Genomic DNA, 15,974 nt, shown 5'->3' on the forward strand with positions numbered 1-15,974 from the left:
ACTTCGGCCCTGATTAGCCCTGTTTTTTAGCTTTGTTTATGGCATTCTCCATGACCTGAAAGCCCTGCCGGTGGGTACGCCGAACCAGTTCCTGGGCCTGCCGGGCGTACTTTTTGGCCTCCACCGGTTTTTTGACCATGTCCAGCACGGTGGGTACGTATCGCTTGATATCTTCCTCCCGGTCGAAGTCGAACAACCAGTTAGACAAGCCGATGTCATTCCACATAAACCCTTTGCTGCTTTGTTCTTCCCAGCGACCCAGAATGGCGGGAATGCCGTTTCCGATACACATGATCGGCGTGTGTTGCTCGTGACCAAAATACCCCGCCGACTGGCGGTAAATTCCCAGCGCCTCCTCCAGCAGCCAGGGTTCGCTGCGCCAGACAACGCCCTTCTTTACATCGTCGGGTAGCTTGTCGAGCAGCCATTCCTTGCCGATGGGTAATTCCGTTTCGTCCTCATGACCAATCAGCACCTTGCAATTCGTTTGTCGGACAATGGCGGTGATGGCTTCGCGCATCGGTGCGTGATCGTGTTCTTTCATCGCTTCGTTACGGGCCTGTCGCACGGTATCAACGGGGCGATTCTTGGCTTTGTGCAGCCAGGCAGGGGTATGGCGTTGTTTGGGAATGCATACCACAAATTTTCCCGGCTGTAGGTTATTGGCTTTCAGATAGCGAGTGGCCGCTTCCCCATTAATCACATCCGTGCCGAAGGCCGCATCTGGCCCGAATGCCATGATTGGCGCGGTTATACCATCCTGTTTAGCTAAATTCAGAGAAACCGAATCCCGGAAATAGATAAAATCGGCTTTAGACAGGGTGGCGCGTTCCTGTTTGCCATACAACCCATACGTGACGCCAAAAACACCAAACGGCTTACCGGTTCGCGTGTTGAACGCCTCGGCTTCGGCCCAGCCGATCATGGCCGGGCCAGAATTATGAACAAACAGATCAGCTTCGGCAAACGCTTTTTCCAACTCCGGGCTATCGGGTTTGCCGTCGACGATCTTCCCGCGCACAATCTGCAAACGGGGGAAACGGTGCTCGAGCATATCAATTTCCGACTGGGGAAGAATGGCGTAGTGGGGCCAGAAAATGGCGCGTGCGCCGGGTAAATACGTTTCCATCAAGGCCAGAAAACCCGGTGTGTGCGCTACATCACCAATATTCTCTATCTGCCAGCCCGAGCGAAGCAGAATGACCGGGTTGGTTTTTTGCCCCGTGGCCAGCCCTACGTGGGATGCCAGCATGGAAGCACTCAGCAGGGCTGCCTGTTGCAGAAAATCCCGACGGGTGGGAGAAGGTAAAGGCATTTGTACGAGGGGTTTATTGCGATTCGATTCATTACACGGTCACTTTTGTCAATCCGGTCAGATCAGGAGCAAGCTGAACGTACCTGCCTGGTTACGTACCAGTTACGCGTCATTTTATTGGTCCGAAGGTGGCATTCTCTACCCGCTTACTGCCCGACCGCAGTGGCATATCGGCTTCGGCAACCACCCGCTTTCCGTTCAGCATCACGTTTTCGGGAGTTACCCCGCTGGTGGTGTTTTTACTAACCGAAGGCACCGGCCCGTCCTGCATCGTTATGTCTTTGAAGCGACTATTTTGAAACTGCGTTTCGGGGTTTTGAAGACCAAAGAGAGCCAGAAGCTCTTCAAAGCGGATGTTCTTAAACACATAATCGCTATGTGTTGCCTGCCCTTTCCCGTTGGGGCTGACCATGCAAAACAGCAACCAGGGCGCATACCACTCGCCTTTGCTCATGTGAATCACGTTGGTGTTGCGCATGGTGATGTTGCGGGTTGTCAAGGCCTGTCTGTTGAATCCGATGCGAAATACGTTGGCCAGCGTACGCCACAGCCCGCAGTTATCGATAGAGATATCAGTCACCGAGCCCTCCGTATTGCGTAGCAACTCTAGGGTGTACCTGTAAAACAGATTACGACGGGATTTTCCCGGTTTCAGCCCGGCCATTTGCGGGCTATCAGCGGAGAAGCGTAGGTACGTTCCTACTTCTTTATAAATCCTGTCAGATCAGAATCCACATGAATCACCCCCGGCCCCTGCGCTACGTTTACAGAAAAATTAGTACCGGTTTCGATACTACCAGTTGTTTTAACGTACACTTCTTTACCCTTACTTAGGTTGGTAATTAAGGTGTACGGACCCGACGAATTAAACTGGCAGTTAACAAAGTTGACATACGTTTTTGGGTACACTGTATAATCGGCAGCATGCCCAAAATCAATCCAGTTATTTTTCAGGGATGAGTTGCGGATATTCAGTACATTGAGCGGAGTTGTGACCTTGACGAGCGGCTTTTTAGTATCGCTGAACATGGTCACGTTGTCAAAGGAAAGCGGCCCCTGAACGGGCAACGGCGCTCCCGGATAATAGGAGTGCGACCATTTGTTGCTGTAGCTGATAATTTGGAACGGAACCCGCTGACTGTACAGAAAAATGTCGCGAAAGACCACGTTTTTCACCACGGCCGTATGGATGGTATCTTTCTGAAACATCAGCCAGTTGATGCTGTCCAGCACCATCATGCCCTTCTCGAAACCAGGTTCCTTTACCGACGTATATACCCGGTCATCCAGTTGGGCCACAACGCGGTACATACGCCCATTGGTCGCCACCACACAATCGCCGTGGCGAACCCTGATGCCCGGTTTCCAGTCGACCCAGGCGGAGGCAACAATTTTGGAGAAAGCCCCTTCCAGGTAATCATCGGGAATATCAGAGCAGTTTTCAATCACGCCGTCTTCCAGATTGCCAAATTCAGGATTGGCACTTACCCAGTCGCCGGGCACCAGCGCAATGGCATCGTCGCCGGTCTGGAAAACGCCGTTACTAATCTTGAATCGCTTACCCGGTCCCAAATGAATACCGTCTTTTTTGCCGGTAATGATCACATCATTGATCAGCAGATCTTCGAAGGTGCAGATGTGCAGGGCAAATTGCCCGTTCACCAGGCCGGAGCATCGGAAGCGTTCGATTTTCAGGTCTTTCACGTAAAAAAAGGCAACATGCCCCCGCAACCCATAAATCGTACTCATCGGCAAATCCACGTTGTTGACCCGAATATCCAGTCCGGCAATGGTGATGTTGTGGTTGTACACCCGGTTTAGTGCGCCTTTATTCAGAAAAACATGCGTGAACTTTCCCGCTTCATTCGATTTTTCAACGACTACCCCCGCCCCAAAAATGAGCGATGTATTATCGCCGATATAAACGGTGCCAGCCATTTTATACGTACCAACTTTACTGATTGTAATAGTTCCTCCCTTGTCGACAGCCGCCTGTAACGCTTTCACATTGTTTACGCCCGTTTCGGTGGGTGAATAACCAAAGTCAGCGGCATCGGTGAAGGCGTAATTCGACTGGTTTACCGGCATTTGAACCGAAACAGAGGTGGCTAACGAACGGCTGGTTATAGCTAGAAAATCAATAAAGACCAGCAGCAAAAAGGAATAATTCATCGTGTAGATTTTTGGAGATTATTTGGCAAGGAACAGCCGGAACGTGTGCAACCGATTATGGCCTAATTCAGTGGTCATTTTGCCCCTTTCGAGTTGAATAACCCGATCGTCCGTTTCGATATGCGTGGTGCTAAACCCTTTTTCGATGGGTACGCTGGCCGACACCGTTACGGGTTTGCTGGTGTCGGCCACGTTCCAGACGCGCATGATGATGCCCTTGTCGATGCCTTCTTCGGCGGGTTTCAACGCCCAGATCATTGCGTCTGGACTTGAGAATGTAACGAGCGAAAAGTGGTTGGGGTCGTAACCCGCTCCGCCCTGTATCGAGTGGGCGACCAACGGATTTTGATGGGCCAAAGAGAACCGCATGGCCTCGTTCGGGCTGAAGCCCCCGGCATGTGGTTTCAGGGCCAGAAAATGCTCGAAATACGAATCGCCATCCTGATTGACCATGCCCAGCGCGTTGTCGATCTGACCAGCCGCCAGCACCTTGAGTTGGGGCGTTTCTTCGTCCAGTTTCGTATTGGTGCTCTTGCCTACTTTCATAAAATAAGCATCGCGGTTCGACAGGATCATACCCCGGCCGGCATCCGACATATCCGCAAAATGATTCATCGCTAACCAGTCGAACCGGCTGGCGGTGTCGGCATAATGTCCGCCTTTTGCCGTTGGTTTCACGTGCAGAATAGCCCCTGCTTCTTCATGCCACGTATCGGGCTTTTCGAGGTTCAGCGAGAAGGCATAGGTAACCGCTTTGGCGTCCAGATTTTGCGTGATGTAATTTTCCAGTTCGATGCGGTCGCTGTTTTCGAAAAGGGTCACTTTCGACGTGTGCTTGATCGGTTTATACGAAGACGCCATGAGCGTAGCCGACACCGCGCCCTTATTTTCGACCTTCACTTTCTCGCCTTCATTGCCTAACCCAGACCCCAGATCATTGAGATACAATTTATCCGTCGCCTTCACCCATTCCCGGCTTGTGGCTTTCTCGATCAGGCTCGTGATAACGCCCTGAGCGGTAAATTTCAGCTTGTAGAACCGATTCTCAATCGTGCTGTCGGTGACGGCAAGGTTACTCGGGAAAGTAGCCGGGACAGTTGCTTTTTGAATCTCGAAAACCTTGTAGCCTACCGACGGAATGTTGCTCGCCAAAATCCGCAGGTAAGGTTTCTCCTTTTTCCTGATGAGTTGAAAAGGCACTTGTTTCCCGGTTGTTCGGTCAATAACCCGAATCGAGGCTGAGCCTGAATACGGATAATCGCTGTAATCGGAACGTACCCAGTTCAGCGGGTTAAAGACATAAAATGACTCGGTCGTGTTTTTCGATTTGGCAATCAACTGCCCCAGCCGTTTAAGCGACCGGTTGTATAACGTGTCTGCGTAGCTGACAAAAACGCCCGCCGTTTTCTTTTGCCAATCGGCGCGTTGTTTGCGGGTAATGTGTGGCCCGTCGGCAGTCCAGTCGTGCTCGAAATACATGCCGCACGCCAGCCAGGCTTTCTCTTTTTGGGTAGCTAAATCGGTCGCAAATTTCTTGTCCTTCAGCGCAACGAGCGTATAGACCGCTTCGGCTGTTCTCAGCTTTTCAATGGCCCGTTTCACAGAAGCCGAAACTTCAGCCAATGACGCGAAACTGTTACCCCATTCAGTACTGCCATACGAGGTTGTTTCACTCGGCAAAGTGGCCCCGTACTGCTTTTCGAAGTCGGTAAAGAAATCAATTTCATTCGACACAATAACCTCATAATCAGCCCCTGACTTCTCTTTAGCTACCTTCGTAAAATTGCGGGTGAGGGTTTTCAGATCGTCGCCACCCTTGCCAAAAGCAGCCGCTATCGAGTACGGATACATGGGATCATTCATCAGGGCTTTACAGTCGATGACGGCATTGGGCTGGTGCGAGGCTTCCAGGTACGTACCCAGGTTGTAGCGGTACTCTTTCCGGTTAGTTATCATCGACGGATTCACGGAATACCACTTCATCAACACCTTCTGGTCGTCGAGCCCTTTGTACCAGTACATCTGGTGTTTGTGCCGGTCGAGGCCGGTGACTTTGGTGGCGCAGGCGCAAACGCCTTTCCAGGAATATTTGGCCCCCGACCCGGCCCATAATGACGATAACCCAAGGGGCAGCACCTGATCTTCCATATTCAGAACCAACGACAGGTCCAGTCCGTATTTGCGTTTCAGCGAGCCCGCATAATACATGTCGCGCAGGGTGGCTTCGGCGGGGGCAGCTCCCAGCAACACAATCATGGAGTTTAAGGGTACCGTAATCTTGCCATCTTTGATCTGTTTAATAAGCTTGCTAAACTGTTCGGGACTACGCGTTTCCCGGTAATTGTAGACCCAATACGAGCCGTCGCAATTCCACTTGCTTTGCAGATTATACGGCAGATGGGCGGTTGAATCATTGAGCTTGATGTAATAATCCAGCATCTCCGAGAACGCTTTTTTATACGTCTCTTCGTCGCCCGTCCACATATAATCGGTGTGATCGTCGTTGGCGAGGTATATTTTTTTCGGTTGGGCGTGCAGGTACGTTGTGAACGTGATGAGCCCAACCAGCAGGAGCGTTGATTTTAAGAGAAAGGCGTTAGGGAAAGAGATTGTCAGCTTCATTTTTCTATGTTTCAGGTGGGTTTCCAGTCAAAAAAGGTCCAATTCGCTCACTACAAGCCAGGTCTATGTTAAGGTTTCTTTCCCTGCCATAGCGCAAAATCATCCCAATAGATCTGGAGTGTTTTGCCCTGCGCCTTCACGTGGTTGATCAGTTCCTTGGAGGTGTAGAGTTTCATCGGGTTGTAGCCCGTAAATCCGTTGGGGGCCGGGTCGGAGGTGTTGTGCGTGAAGTTGGTGATGTCATACACCACCTGTTTTGGCTGTCCGTCGGGCGTAATGGCGAGGTAAAACCGGCCAGTTTCCTTATCGCCTTCTTTGACGTAATAGTCCATCGTAAACCACGTCCCGATTGGCACCGTCACGGTTGACGTAGCCGAATTGGCCCGCCATATCTCTTTCTGACCCGCATTTTCAGCGTTCAAAATGAACTTCAGCTCGTTTTGAACGCCACTTGCCTTCCCAATTCCGAGCGTGATCCGAAACCCGTATGGCTCACCTTTCACCCACCATTCATTGTTCCAGAACTCCGAAATGGTACACCAGTTAATGGCCTTTGGGTACGTCTTCAGCGCGTTGAAATCGTCGGTCAGAAACACCCGCACCGACTGGTAAAACTCGGTGAGCCCTTGGTTGAAGCCGTACAAATTGGTTTGAATACGCGCTTTTTGCTGGTTTTCCGAAGCGGCCCACGAGTCGTTGAGCCAGTAGTGAAGCACGTGGTTTTTCGGGTTCCCTGGTTCGGGCATTACGCGCGCAAATCGTTTGGTCGAATCGCCACCCGTGTATTGCACCTGCATCCGGCCACCCTTCAACACCCGCTGCCAATCGGTACGCCGGTTGCTGTTGGTCGAAAAACCCAAATCCACGCCGTCGAGGTATTCCATCGGCGCACCGTGATCATTTGTCGATGGGTTCGGCACCACCCGGCTATTGCCCTCAAAACCCGTATCAAAGATCAATTCGCCCTGTGCAGGCATTGCCTGACCCAAACAGGCAGCACCGGTCAGGGTGAGGAAAACAAGTAAAACAGATGCGCTCATACCGGTTGAATTTGGGTTTATTACAGGTCGGCTACACAGCGGAAACCTACCGTGGCGGATCGGTCCAGGCCGGGCCAGGTGAGTAAATATTTTGCGCCGAAACTGGTCTGTTGCGCCCCCTGATCAGCGTACCACTCCGACGTTCGGTTGACGTACCACGCGCCACCCCGGAGGATGATGTAGGTATTGTAGCCGTCGGTCCGTTCGCTTTCGGTCAGTTGCCACACATTACCGCTCATGTCGTAGGCTCCCTGTTTGGTTCTCCCTTTTTCGAATCGGGTCACGGGCGTTGTGCCCCCATACTGACCGGTATTTACCACCGTCGAATCGAGCGCGTTACCCCAGGGATACGAATTGGCTTCGCTCCCGTTTTGGGCCACCCACTGCCATTCCGCTTCGGTGGGTAGTCGCTTCCCGGCCCATTTTGCATACGCACGGGCATCGGTGAGGTCAATCCAGACAACGGGATGGTTCTCCTGCCCGTTTGGCGGCGCACCGGCTACCCAGTGGGCCAGAAAATTTTCGAGATGCGTTGGCTTATAGCCACTTGCCCTTAAAAAAGCCGCAAATTGAGCGTTCGTCACCAGCGTTTCATCCACGGCAAACGGCGTCAGCTTCACCGATACGTTACCCTTGATCAGGTCATTCCGATCCTGACTGTACGAGTAATCCACAAAGTCGCCCAGGGGGTAAAAGCCGCCTTCCCGCTGGCGGAAGCTAAACGTCATCGTCACCGAATCGCGGGGAGTCTGCACAGCGACCATCCCCGGCGGCAACTGACCGGCTGCCTGTTTTTTTGTGGTACCAACGGGCGTTAACCGATGAGCGGGTAATACATAGACCGTGCTGAAATCAGCTTTCGCCAGGCCGCTCGCCTGACTGGCCAGAAAGGCGTGAAAATCCGGCGTCAGGTCGGCTTCAGGCATAGCCAGGATACAGCCGATTGCTTTCGGTTTCAGCGACGTAAACAGACTAACTTTCCCGTTTTCGACGCGGGTTTTCAGGGCCTTACCGGCCACCAAATCAAAGAACTTTGTTCCCGGTGTTGCGTCTATTTCCAGCAGTTTTCCCGTGGCGGGTTGTTCCTGCCGATTGATGATCGTCCATAGGGTTTTGTTGCCGAGTTGCCATTGGCTGGCGTAAACGCGATTGAGTTTAACGGGCAACAACGGGAACCAATCACCCGCCGTAAAAAAGTCGGTGTACCGTCGCATGATGGGCAATAGGCTGCGCAACAGCGACCGATCGCGGGGGTTCACTTCGTTGACGGTGCCGAACACGTTTTCCCACAGCACCACGCCACAGCCGTTGATCCAGGCATTTTGAATCAGCGTCGATTGCTCATGGCTAAACCGCGACAGCCGATAAATCATATGGCGCTGCTCCAGCCAGCGGTTCCGAACGAGGGCGGGCACTTCGGCAAACTCCAGATTTTTGTAGCGTTCATTCCAGCCCACTTCCAGCCACGATTGGTGCACCTGATTCAGCACATCGGGCCGAATCGGAATCTCGGACTGGAAAATAGCACCCGGATTCGAGCGTTGCATTTGCTGAAAAAAGCCGTCGACGTTTGAAATCGTATCCAGATAAACGCCGTCGGCACCTGTTTCCTTCAATAACTCAAGCAGTTGATCCTCATCGGTTTTACCCTGATTTCGCGCCACATTATCCCAGGGGTTATACGCGATCATCAGTTTTTTGCCCATCTTGTGTAGTTGGCTGCACAACTGCTTTAATCCCGCAACACCACCGGGCAAGTTCCGGTAAAACGAATATTGCGACCGGTTGTCGAATCCCAGTTGTGGGTACGTGGGCCACAGCACCACCACATCGACGCCCCCGTAATTCTCCTCGTACTTTTTCAGGCAATTTCGGATGTCGTACCGTCCCTGTTTATCATACAGGTTTCGGTCGTTGGCCATCAGAAAAAAGGTGGAGTACGCACTCGAGGCCCATTTGTAGTCGCTTTTCCGATAATTTTCTCCCTTGTAATTCAACTGCTTCAGGGTCGAATCCCGCCAGGTACGTACTTCTTTCCGCCACGCATCCCATTTCTCGGGGGCCGAGGGTGCTTCAATCAGTTGGTAGTATTTCTCAGAAAGGGCGTTTTTATTTTGTCCGAACGCATTTCCCGCCCAGCAGCACATGACTAACAAACCAATGATTCCACTTCTGCGCATACTGCTTTGGGTTATTTCAGGCAGTCATTACTCGATCAGTTCAACCTGCTCGCTCTTCTTCTGAACCAGCATGGCCTCACTTTTTTCCAGCTTTTTGTTATCGATAGACACGGTGCGCAGCTTCATACCAATCACATCGTCGATATAAAAGGCGGGGCGGGTATCGGGCTGCCTGTAGGTGACCACTATATCATTGAGCACCAATCCTTTCACATGCCGAACATAAAAAGCACTGGCTGGTAGCTTTGTCCCGAACGTCAGCCGGTTCTCGGGATACCCTTTGATATCTTCACGAACAACGGCTGGAAATGTCTTGAGTGAATCGGCCGAAACACCCATCAGAACCGTAATCCGAATGTTCGATAGCCGAATATCTTCGGCCGGGCTCTCCTCCAGCCCCGCAATGATGGTTGGAATGACGCTACGTGTTTCGGCCCTGACATTCTGAATGTTGATGTGCCGCATCACCGACGGTTTCTGCTCCGAATTTACAAACCGCTTGCCCACCCGGATAAAGATCGGACTCAGCACATCGGTCATCACGATATCCGAGATGTTGATATTCTCCACGATGCCGCCATCGACGCCCAGAATCACGATGCCGCAGTTAACGCTCGTTTCTTCGGGGTTATACACGATACTCGATGGCATAGCCCAATGCCGATACCCATTCACCGATCCCTTTTTGATGACGCAATTGCTGACCGTGATATTCCGGAAACCCGTCCGCGAACCTGTTCCAAATTTGATGCCGTTGCAGATGCTCGACAGCACGCAGTTGGTAACCGTGATGTTCTCGCAGAACTTCTCCAGATACTCACTTTTAAAACACAACGCATCGTCTTCCGAGTCGATGCGGCTGTCAGAAATGGTGACGTCCTTACCATCAATATCCAGCCCGTCGCAGTTCCAGTTCACCCAGCTTCGCAGGTAAATCCGGTTGATCGTCACCCGTTCGCAACCCGAAATCGAGACGGTCACCTGCGCCGAATTCAGGATGCTGATGCCTTCCAGCAACACATCCTGACAACCGATAAAGAATATATTTTTGGGTTTACCGTCTTTATTCAGCCCCAGTTGAAACGCTTTTCCTTCGCCGGGTCCGCGTAACGTACCCAGCCCAATAATGCCGGTATGGGTTGCCTTGTCGGCAATAACCAGGCCTTTCATGTAATTCAGGTACAGCCCGTTATGCGTGATCGTGCCAAATTTCTTGGCGGCCAGAATGTTGTGTTCGGGGTAATCGGCGGGGTTGTAGCTGCCCTGCAACACGGCCCCCGGCATCAGGTGCAGGTACACGTTCGACTTCAGGAAGATGGTGCCCGTGTAGAACGTACCCGCCGGGACTACCACCTCGCCCCCACCGTTGCCGTAGCATTTATCGATTGCTTTCTGAATCGCTTTCGTGTTCAGAAACGTGCTGTCTGTTTTTGCCCCAAAGTCGCGGATATTATACGATTGAGCCAGCGCGTAACCCAGGCTCGACAGACAAGTCAGGAGTACTAAAAAGAATTTTTTCATGGTGGGTTAGGGTAGGTATTCGGCCGTGAGGCTATCTCCCTCCCAATTCACCGTCTCCCGGTATGGCCCCGTTTCCAGAATCCGACTGGGGTTTACGGCAAAACCAATTGGAAAAGAAACCGCCTGTCGAAGCGTTTGCGGGGGTGTTTTTCTATCGTTCTTTGGATGCTCATCCAACTGGCTGAGTAACGGAATCAGGCCGGTGAAACCAGCCAGTAGCAGAGACAATTTCATAGGAGAGCAGGAAAAAAGGCGATGCACGGCAAAGCGTATCTGTAAAACAGCATTAGCCCGAATTTTCCCGGTTTACCCCTCTTTCTCTACGCGTTACCCGGTGCTTCCGACCAGCCACCCCGGGCAACGTGTACTCTGTCAGCAGACGCTGGCTGACTCATGAACGTACCTGCGCATGGTCATCAACGCCATGTTCATCGTATTGTAGACGCTCTTCATCGAAATATCCATCACTTCGGCGGTTTCCGGGTACGTCAGCCCCTTTGTGTAAACAAGGTACAGAATCTCTTTCTGCCGTTTTGGAAGCCTGTTCAGAGCGGCACTCATCAGCTCTTTCTGGCGCTCGGCCAACTCACGTTCAATCAGCGCGGTTTCGTAGGGCTGAATCACAAAAGCGGCGTCGATAAAAAGATAATCGTCTGATCCATATTTCGTTAACCGGCCTACTGTATCCAACAGACGCCGACGAAGGGCGCGAAAAAGATAGAACCGAATGTTGTCGGTCGCGCCCAGCCGTAAGCGGTTATCGTGCAGGTACAGAAACAGTTCGTGCAGGCAATCCTCTACCACCTGCCGATTCCTGACCAGGTTGTACCCGTAGCGATACAGGTCGGCTGCAAACAGCGAATACAACTGCGAAAAAGCATCCTGACTCCCGCTGCGAAACGTGTCCCAGAGGAGAATATGTTCAGATTGGGTTAGGTGGTTTTTCATAAGGGGCTACCAGGGTGATGCTCAAATGGGATACTCGCTGCAATCGAACGGGCCGGGTACGTACCTGGCCAGCCTACCTGAGGGCCACATCCGCTTCTTTAGCCAGAAAATCGGCCCCATCGGCCAGGCTCGACGCCTCCCAGGTCAGCAACGCCTCGTTGGGCACCACGTCGATGGGTGTTACACTCGACGACGATGACGACGACTCGTTGTAGCCAAAATTCGATTCCCGGTTGTAGCACGAAATGATCGACCAGCGGGCTTTATCGGACAGGTTGGCTTCGGACCGGTGGAGAATATTGCTGTGGAAAAACAGAACGTCGCCCGCTTTCAACTCCACAAAAACCAGCTCCATCGTTTTCAGCGCCAGATCCACATACCGCTGTGAAGCACCCACCTGCTCACCGGCAAAACCGTGTTCCACCCGACCCATTTTGTGTGAGCCTTTAATAACCTGCAAACAGCCGTTCTCCTGGTTGGCATCCGTGATGGCCACCATCACCGACATCATCTGGTCGGGCAGCAGAAACTCGTTCTTGTACCAGTAGCCGTAATCCTGATGCCATTCCCAGGCCCCCCCTACGCGCGGCTCTTTCTGCATCAGTTTCGAGTGAAAATGGCACACGCCATCCTGACTACCGTCCGCATTCCGGTCGAGCAGTTTATCAACCGAATCTACTAGTTGCTGACTGCGGGTGAGCAGACCAAACACGTCGTTGCCGGGTTTGTACCAGAGCGACAGTTTGCTCCGTTTGCCGCTACTGTCGTTTACGTTAATGGCGTTCTGGCTCACGGCACTGTCTTCGATAGCGACGTTATACAGCTTTTCGGCTTCGTCCACATTCAGAAAGCTTTTGATAATCAGGTAGCCATCTTCGTTGTACTGCTGAACCTGAGCGGGTGTTAATGCTTCGTTTGTCATGTTGCCTGACGTTAATTGATTGAAAAAAGAGTGTTTCTAATTGGCACTAATCTCAAAAAGTTCGCCAGAGTGAAGGCCGGACAGGGTCACGGGGAAGCCCGATGTTTTCAGCGCCTGTCCGGTCAGGCTGGCGATAATTTTCCCGTCCATGCCCTTCACCTGATACCGTCTGGTATCGTCGAGGTGCTGAACCGTCACCATGCGTTTTGTTTCCGTAGCGCCATGCCGGAATATCCCGACAATACCGCCTTTCCTGGTTTCCGTGTTGATCCGCTGAAAGCCATCCCACATGCCTTCCATTGGTTCCCCAAAACCGGCCAAATCTTGCCGGTAGGTCATGATCTGATGCTTGTTTTCCATGGCTTGCAGCCAATCGGCGTAGGCCCGGTATTTTTTCAGATCAGGGGCGGCTAATTTCCGGGGATCGCCCAGCATGATGGGCAGGGCACCGGCCAGCGATTTGATATGCATCTCCCAGCCAGGGTCCTGCATTTCGGGGTTGCCAATGACCAGCGCCGTAGCAGGAACGGCAGGCGACCGCCACCAGGCCATGTTCCGCACGCGCAGATCCACGTTGGCATCTGGCGGGCCGTAAAAATTAGACAGCCAGTCGCCTTCGGCATGTTTCAGCATGGCATAATCGATCAGTTGCAGGCCGCCCATCGTCTCGAACGTGCAGTCGATGAAGAGGTTAGGCTTGGCGGCGTGTAGCTCGTCAAACAGCTTCCACACTGCTTCGTAGTTACTGTACAACGACTCGTGATGATCGGTATGCCCCTTGTGGCCGGTGGCATAACAACCCGTTACTTTATTGCCAAACCGGTACGTACTGGTCACCACCGTGAAATCAAGCTTCATGTATTCCAGGCCATAATCGAGTGCCAGTTTCAGCAGCACATCTTTGATGTAACCCCGCCACTCGGTCCCGAAGCAGGCCGTACGCATCTTCAGATCATCTTCGTGCAGGTTGGCCGGTTGCTGCTTTTCGTCGAGCACAAACCAGTCTGGATGCGCCTGATACACTTTACTGTCGGGCGAAGCACTGCCAACGCTAATCCACATGCCCGGCTTCATACCCAGCGATTTGATATAATCGAAAACGGGTTTCAGGCCATTGGGAAATTTCTTTTTGTCGATGATCCAGTCGCCATAATTATCCGCCCAGCCATCGTCGATCACGAATTCTTTCATGCCCGCATCGGCCGCCGATTTAGCGAGTTCCATCACCAGTTTCTCATTGATCTCCTTCCGAAAAGGCACCCAGGTATTGTAGACGAACGTGGGTTTCTGCGCCAGTTCAGAGAGGCGGATGCCCATGTGTTTCCGCACAAAATCGGGCACCACGGTATTCAGTACCTCGTCGGGGTCTTTGTGGTTGTTGTATACGATCGTGAATACCTGCGGCGTAGTGAATGACTCGCCTTTGCCAATGTATTTCCGAAACGGGAAGCGCGCATTTTTGTGCGTCAGTCCGCTGATAAGGGTGGGCTCATCCCAAAACACCGACGTGTGTTTTACCACCCCGGCGGCTTCGTTACCAATCACAATCCCCTGCTGCCAGTCGCTGTTGTGAACCGTCAGCAACGCATCCTGAAAATTGCCGTCGTACGGCCCGATCGACCGTCTGCGTCCATAATCGTGGCAAATCCAGCTAAACGTGGTGGCGTAATATGCGGTCGCCGTAAATTTCTCTACATCGACCGATTCGAGGCGAACTGGCTCGTTGGCCAGGTTCTTGACCGTCAGGCTCTTGCGGATGACGGGCAAACCGGGATACAGCAAGAAGTTTACCGTAACCTCGGCCGCACCGTCCTTGCTCCTGAGCGTTGCAGCGGCCCCATCACCCTGCCGCTCATCGGTAATTTTCTGAACCGTTACCAGTTGCCACTCGTCTGATCCAGTATAGACCTTGTCGTTCAGTTCAAACTGAAAGTCGGCATTCGTCTTCTGAAAATACTTGAACTCACCAGCAACGGGTTTATAGCTCGTTGTAAGGAACGTACCTGCGGCGGCCGATGGAAGTTTAATGGTACGCTGGACTAAGCCGTTGTTGAGAAGCAACTCGGTATTGGTCCATTTGGCAAATGGGGGGTCGGCCGCCAGTAGTAGGCCACTGGTAAAACTGTTGAGTAAAAAGAGGAAAAAGGTCTTCATGAAAAGGATTTAGATGCCATAGGGTAGCAGTAAAGGCATTTCGATTGCACTTTACACCCACAAAATTCAGTTATTCCAAGACTGCTCGAATGAAGTATTTTAGCCTAAACATGGATTATTTTATCTTTAACTCTGCGTATCGAACCAACGCAGACCAACGGGTATGGTAACACGAAAAAGCCGTGGATTTGCCGGCGAACGAATCATTGAAATTCCGAAGGAAACGGTCGACAAGTGCCGAACTATGCCCTTGATCAGTAGCCTGTTCATCACCCGAATGGGCTTTTACCCGAAGGCCCTTCACCACTATTACCAGCGGCCGGCTGGCATTTCGCAGGTGATCTTGCTCTACTGTACAGCCGGTCAGGGATGGCTACAGATGCCTAAAGGCCGTATTGTGGTCCAGGCGGGTGAGGTAATCGTCATCGCGCCGGGCATTCCACACGCCTACGGGGCCGACCCGGCCGACCCCTGGACCATTCACTGGTTTCATTTCAGCGGAACCCACTGTCACGAATCGGTCAGCGCCATCATAGACAGCCCAAATGACACACCGCAGGTTGTTCGGGTGCCTTATTCCGACGAACGGGTGGGCCTCTTCGACCGGATGTTCGATACCTTTCTGAAAGGATACAGTACCTCCAATCTGTTGTACGCCAATCTGGCACTTCCTTTCTTTCTGGCTTCGTTTATCCTGCCCGAAAACTTCCAGAAAGAGTTGGCTACCAGCATACCCACCACCCCAACGAACAAGGCAATCCTGTTCATGCAAAAAAGCTTGTCGGAGCCGGTAACACTGGATAATATTGCCCAGGCAGCAAATTTGTCCATGTCGTTCTTCTGCCGAAAATTCAAGCAGGATACCGGTTATGCCCCAATTGAGTACTTCAATCACCTGCGCATCCAGAAAGCCTGCCAGCTACTGCATTTCAGCAACTTACGCATCAATGAAGTGGCCTCGCAGATTGGCATCGACGATCCGTTTTACTTCTCGAGGCTCTTCAAAAAGCAGATGGGCCTGTCGCCCGTCGAATACCGCAGGCGCGAAGGCATTAACCGCCAACCATAACGCACATTTCAGCCCGAGCAGGAATGCCCGG

General features: G+C 52.2%; 12 protein-coding genes. 1 reads left to right on the forward strand and 11 read right to left on the reverse strand.

Annotated features, from left to right (window positions below; genetic code table 11):
* Positions 1 to 13: 13 nt before the first annotated feature.
* The 11 genes from ACFE8Q_RS07605 to ACFE8Q_RS07655 all read right to left on the reverse strand — a co-directional run bounded on the left by ACFE8Q_RS07605 (position 14) and on the right by ACFE8Q_RS07655 (position 14,874).
* Entirely contained in the window at positions 14 to 1,315 is a 1,302-nt protein-coding gene (locus ACFE8Q_RS07605) for a polysaccharide pyruvyl transferase family protein (protein ID WP_375444771.1), read from the reverse strand.
* A gap of 109 nt (positions 1,316 to 1,424) precedes the next feature.
* On the reverse strand, positions 1,425 to 1,919 hold the full coding sequence (locus ACFE8Q_RS07610; RefSeq protein ID WP_375444772.1) for a hypothetical protein: 495 nt from the start codon (positions 1,917 to 1,919) through the stop codon (positions 1,425 to 1,427).
* 95 nt (positions 1,920 to 2,014) lie between these two features.
* Positions 2,015 to 3,487 carry a hypothetical protein gene (locus ACFE8Q_RS07615; RefSeq protein ID WP_375444773.1) on the reverse strand — a complete coding sequence of 491 codons (1,473 nt, stop codon included), beginning with the start codon at positions 3,485 to 3,487 and terminating at the stop codon, positions 2,015 to 2,017.
* 18 nt (positions 3,488 to 3,505) lie between these two features.
* On the reverse strand, positions 3,506 to 6,109 hold the full coding sequence (locus tag ACFE8Q_RS07620) for a glycoside hydrolase (RefSeq protein ID WP_375444774.1): 2,604 nt from the start codon (positions 6,107 to 6,109) through the stop codon (positions 3,506 to 3,508).
* Between the two features lie 68 nt (positions 6,110 to 6,177).
* Positions 6,178 to 7,149 (reverse strand): hypothetical protein, encoded by a 972-nt coding sequence (locus tag ACFE8Q_RS07625; protein WP_375444775.1) that lies wholly within the window; start codon positions 7,147 to 7,149, stop codon positions 6,178 to 6,180.
* A gap of 20 nt (positions 7,150 to 7,169) precedes the next feature.
* Entirely contained in the window at positions 7,170 to 9,329 is a 2,160-nt protein-coding gene (locus ACFE8Q_RS07630) for a formylglycine-generating enzyme family protein (protein ID WP_375444776.1), read from the reverse strand.
* A gap of 27 nt (positions 9,330 to 9,356) precedes the next feature.
* Complete coding sequence (locus tag ACFE8Q_RS07635) at positions 9,357 to 10,850, reverse strand: glycoside hydrolase family 28 protein (RefSeq protein ID WP_375444777.1); 1,494 nt, start codon at positions 10,848 to 10,850, stop codon at positions 9,357 to 9,359.
* Between the two features lie 6 nt (positions 10,851 to 10,856).
* A complete protein-coding gene (locus ACFE8Q_RS07640) occupies positions 10,857 to 11,084 on the reverse strand; it encodes a hypothetical protein (protein ID WP_375444778.1) in 228 nt (75 codons plus the stop codon).
* Positions 11,085 to 11,222: 138 nt separating this feature from the next.
* Complete coding sequence (locus ACFE8Q_RS07645; RefSeq protein WP_375444779.1) at positions 11,223 to 11,798, reverse strand: RNA polymerase sigma factor; 576 nt, start codon at positions 11,796 to 11,798, stop codon at positions 11,223 to 11,225.
* A 73-nt stretch (positions 11,799 to 11,871) separates the two neighbouring features.
* Entirely contained in the window at positions 11,872 to 12,720 is an 849-nt protein-coding gene (locus ACFE8Q_RS07650) for a phytanoyl-CoA dioxygenase family protein (RefSeq protein ID WP_375444780.1), read from the reverse strand.
* A 36-nt stretch (positions 12,721 to 12,756) separates the two neighbouring features.
* Complete coding sequence (locus tag ACFE8Q_RS07655) at positions 12,757 to 14,874, reverse strand: glycoside hydrolase family 36 protein (RefSeq protein WP_375444781.1); 2,118 nt, start codon at positions 14,872 to 14,874, stop codon at positions 12,757 to 12,759.
* A 163-nt stretch (positions 14,875 to 15,037) separates the two neighbouring features.
* On the opposite strand from ACFE8Q_RS07655, the gene ACFE8Q_RS07660 reads away from it, so the two are divergent.
* Entirely contained in the window at positions 15,038 to 15,943 is a 906-nt protein-coding gene (locus tag ACFE8Q_RS07660) for an AraC family transcriptional regulator (RefSeq protein WP_375444782.1), read from the forward strand.
* Positions 15,944 to 15,974: the final 31 nt, after the last annotated feature.

This window comes from uncultured Fibrella sp. (assembly GCF_964250085.1).
In the GTDB taxonomy this organism is placed as follows: Bacteria; Bacteroidota; Bacteroidia; order Cytophagales; family Spirosomataceae; genus Fibrella.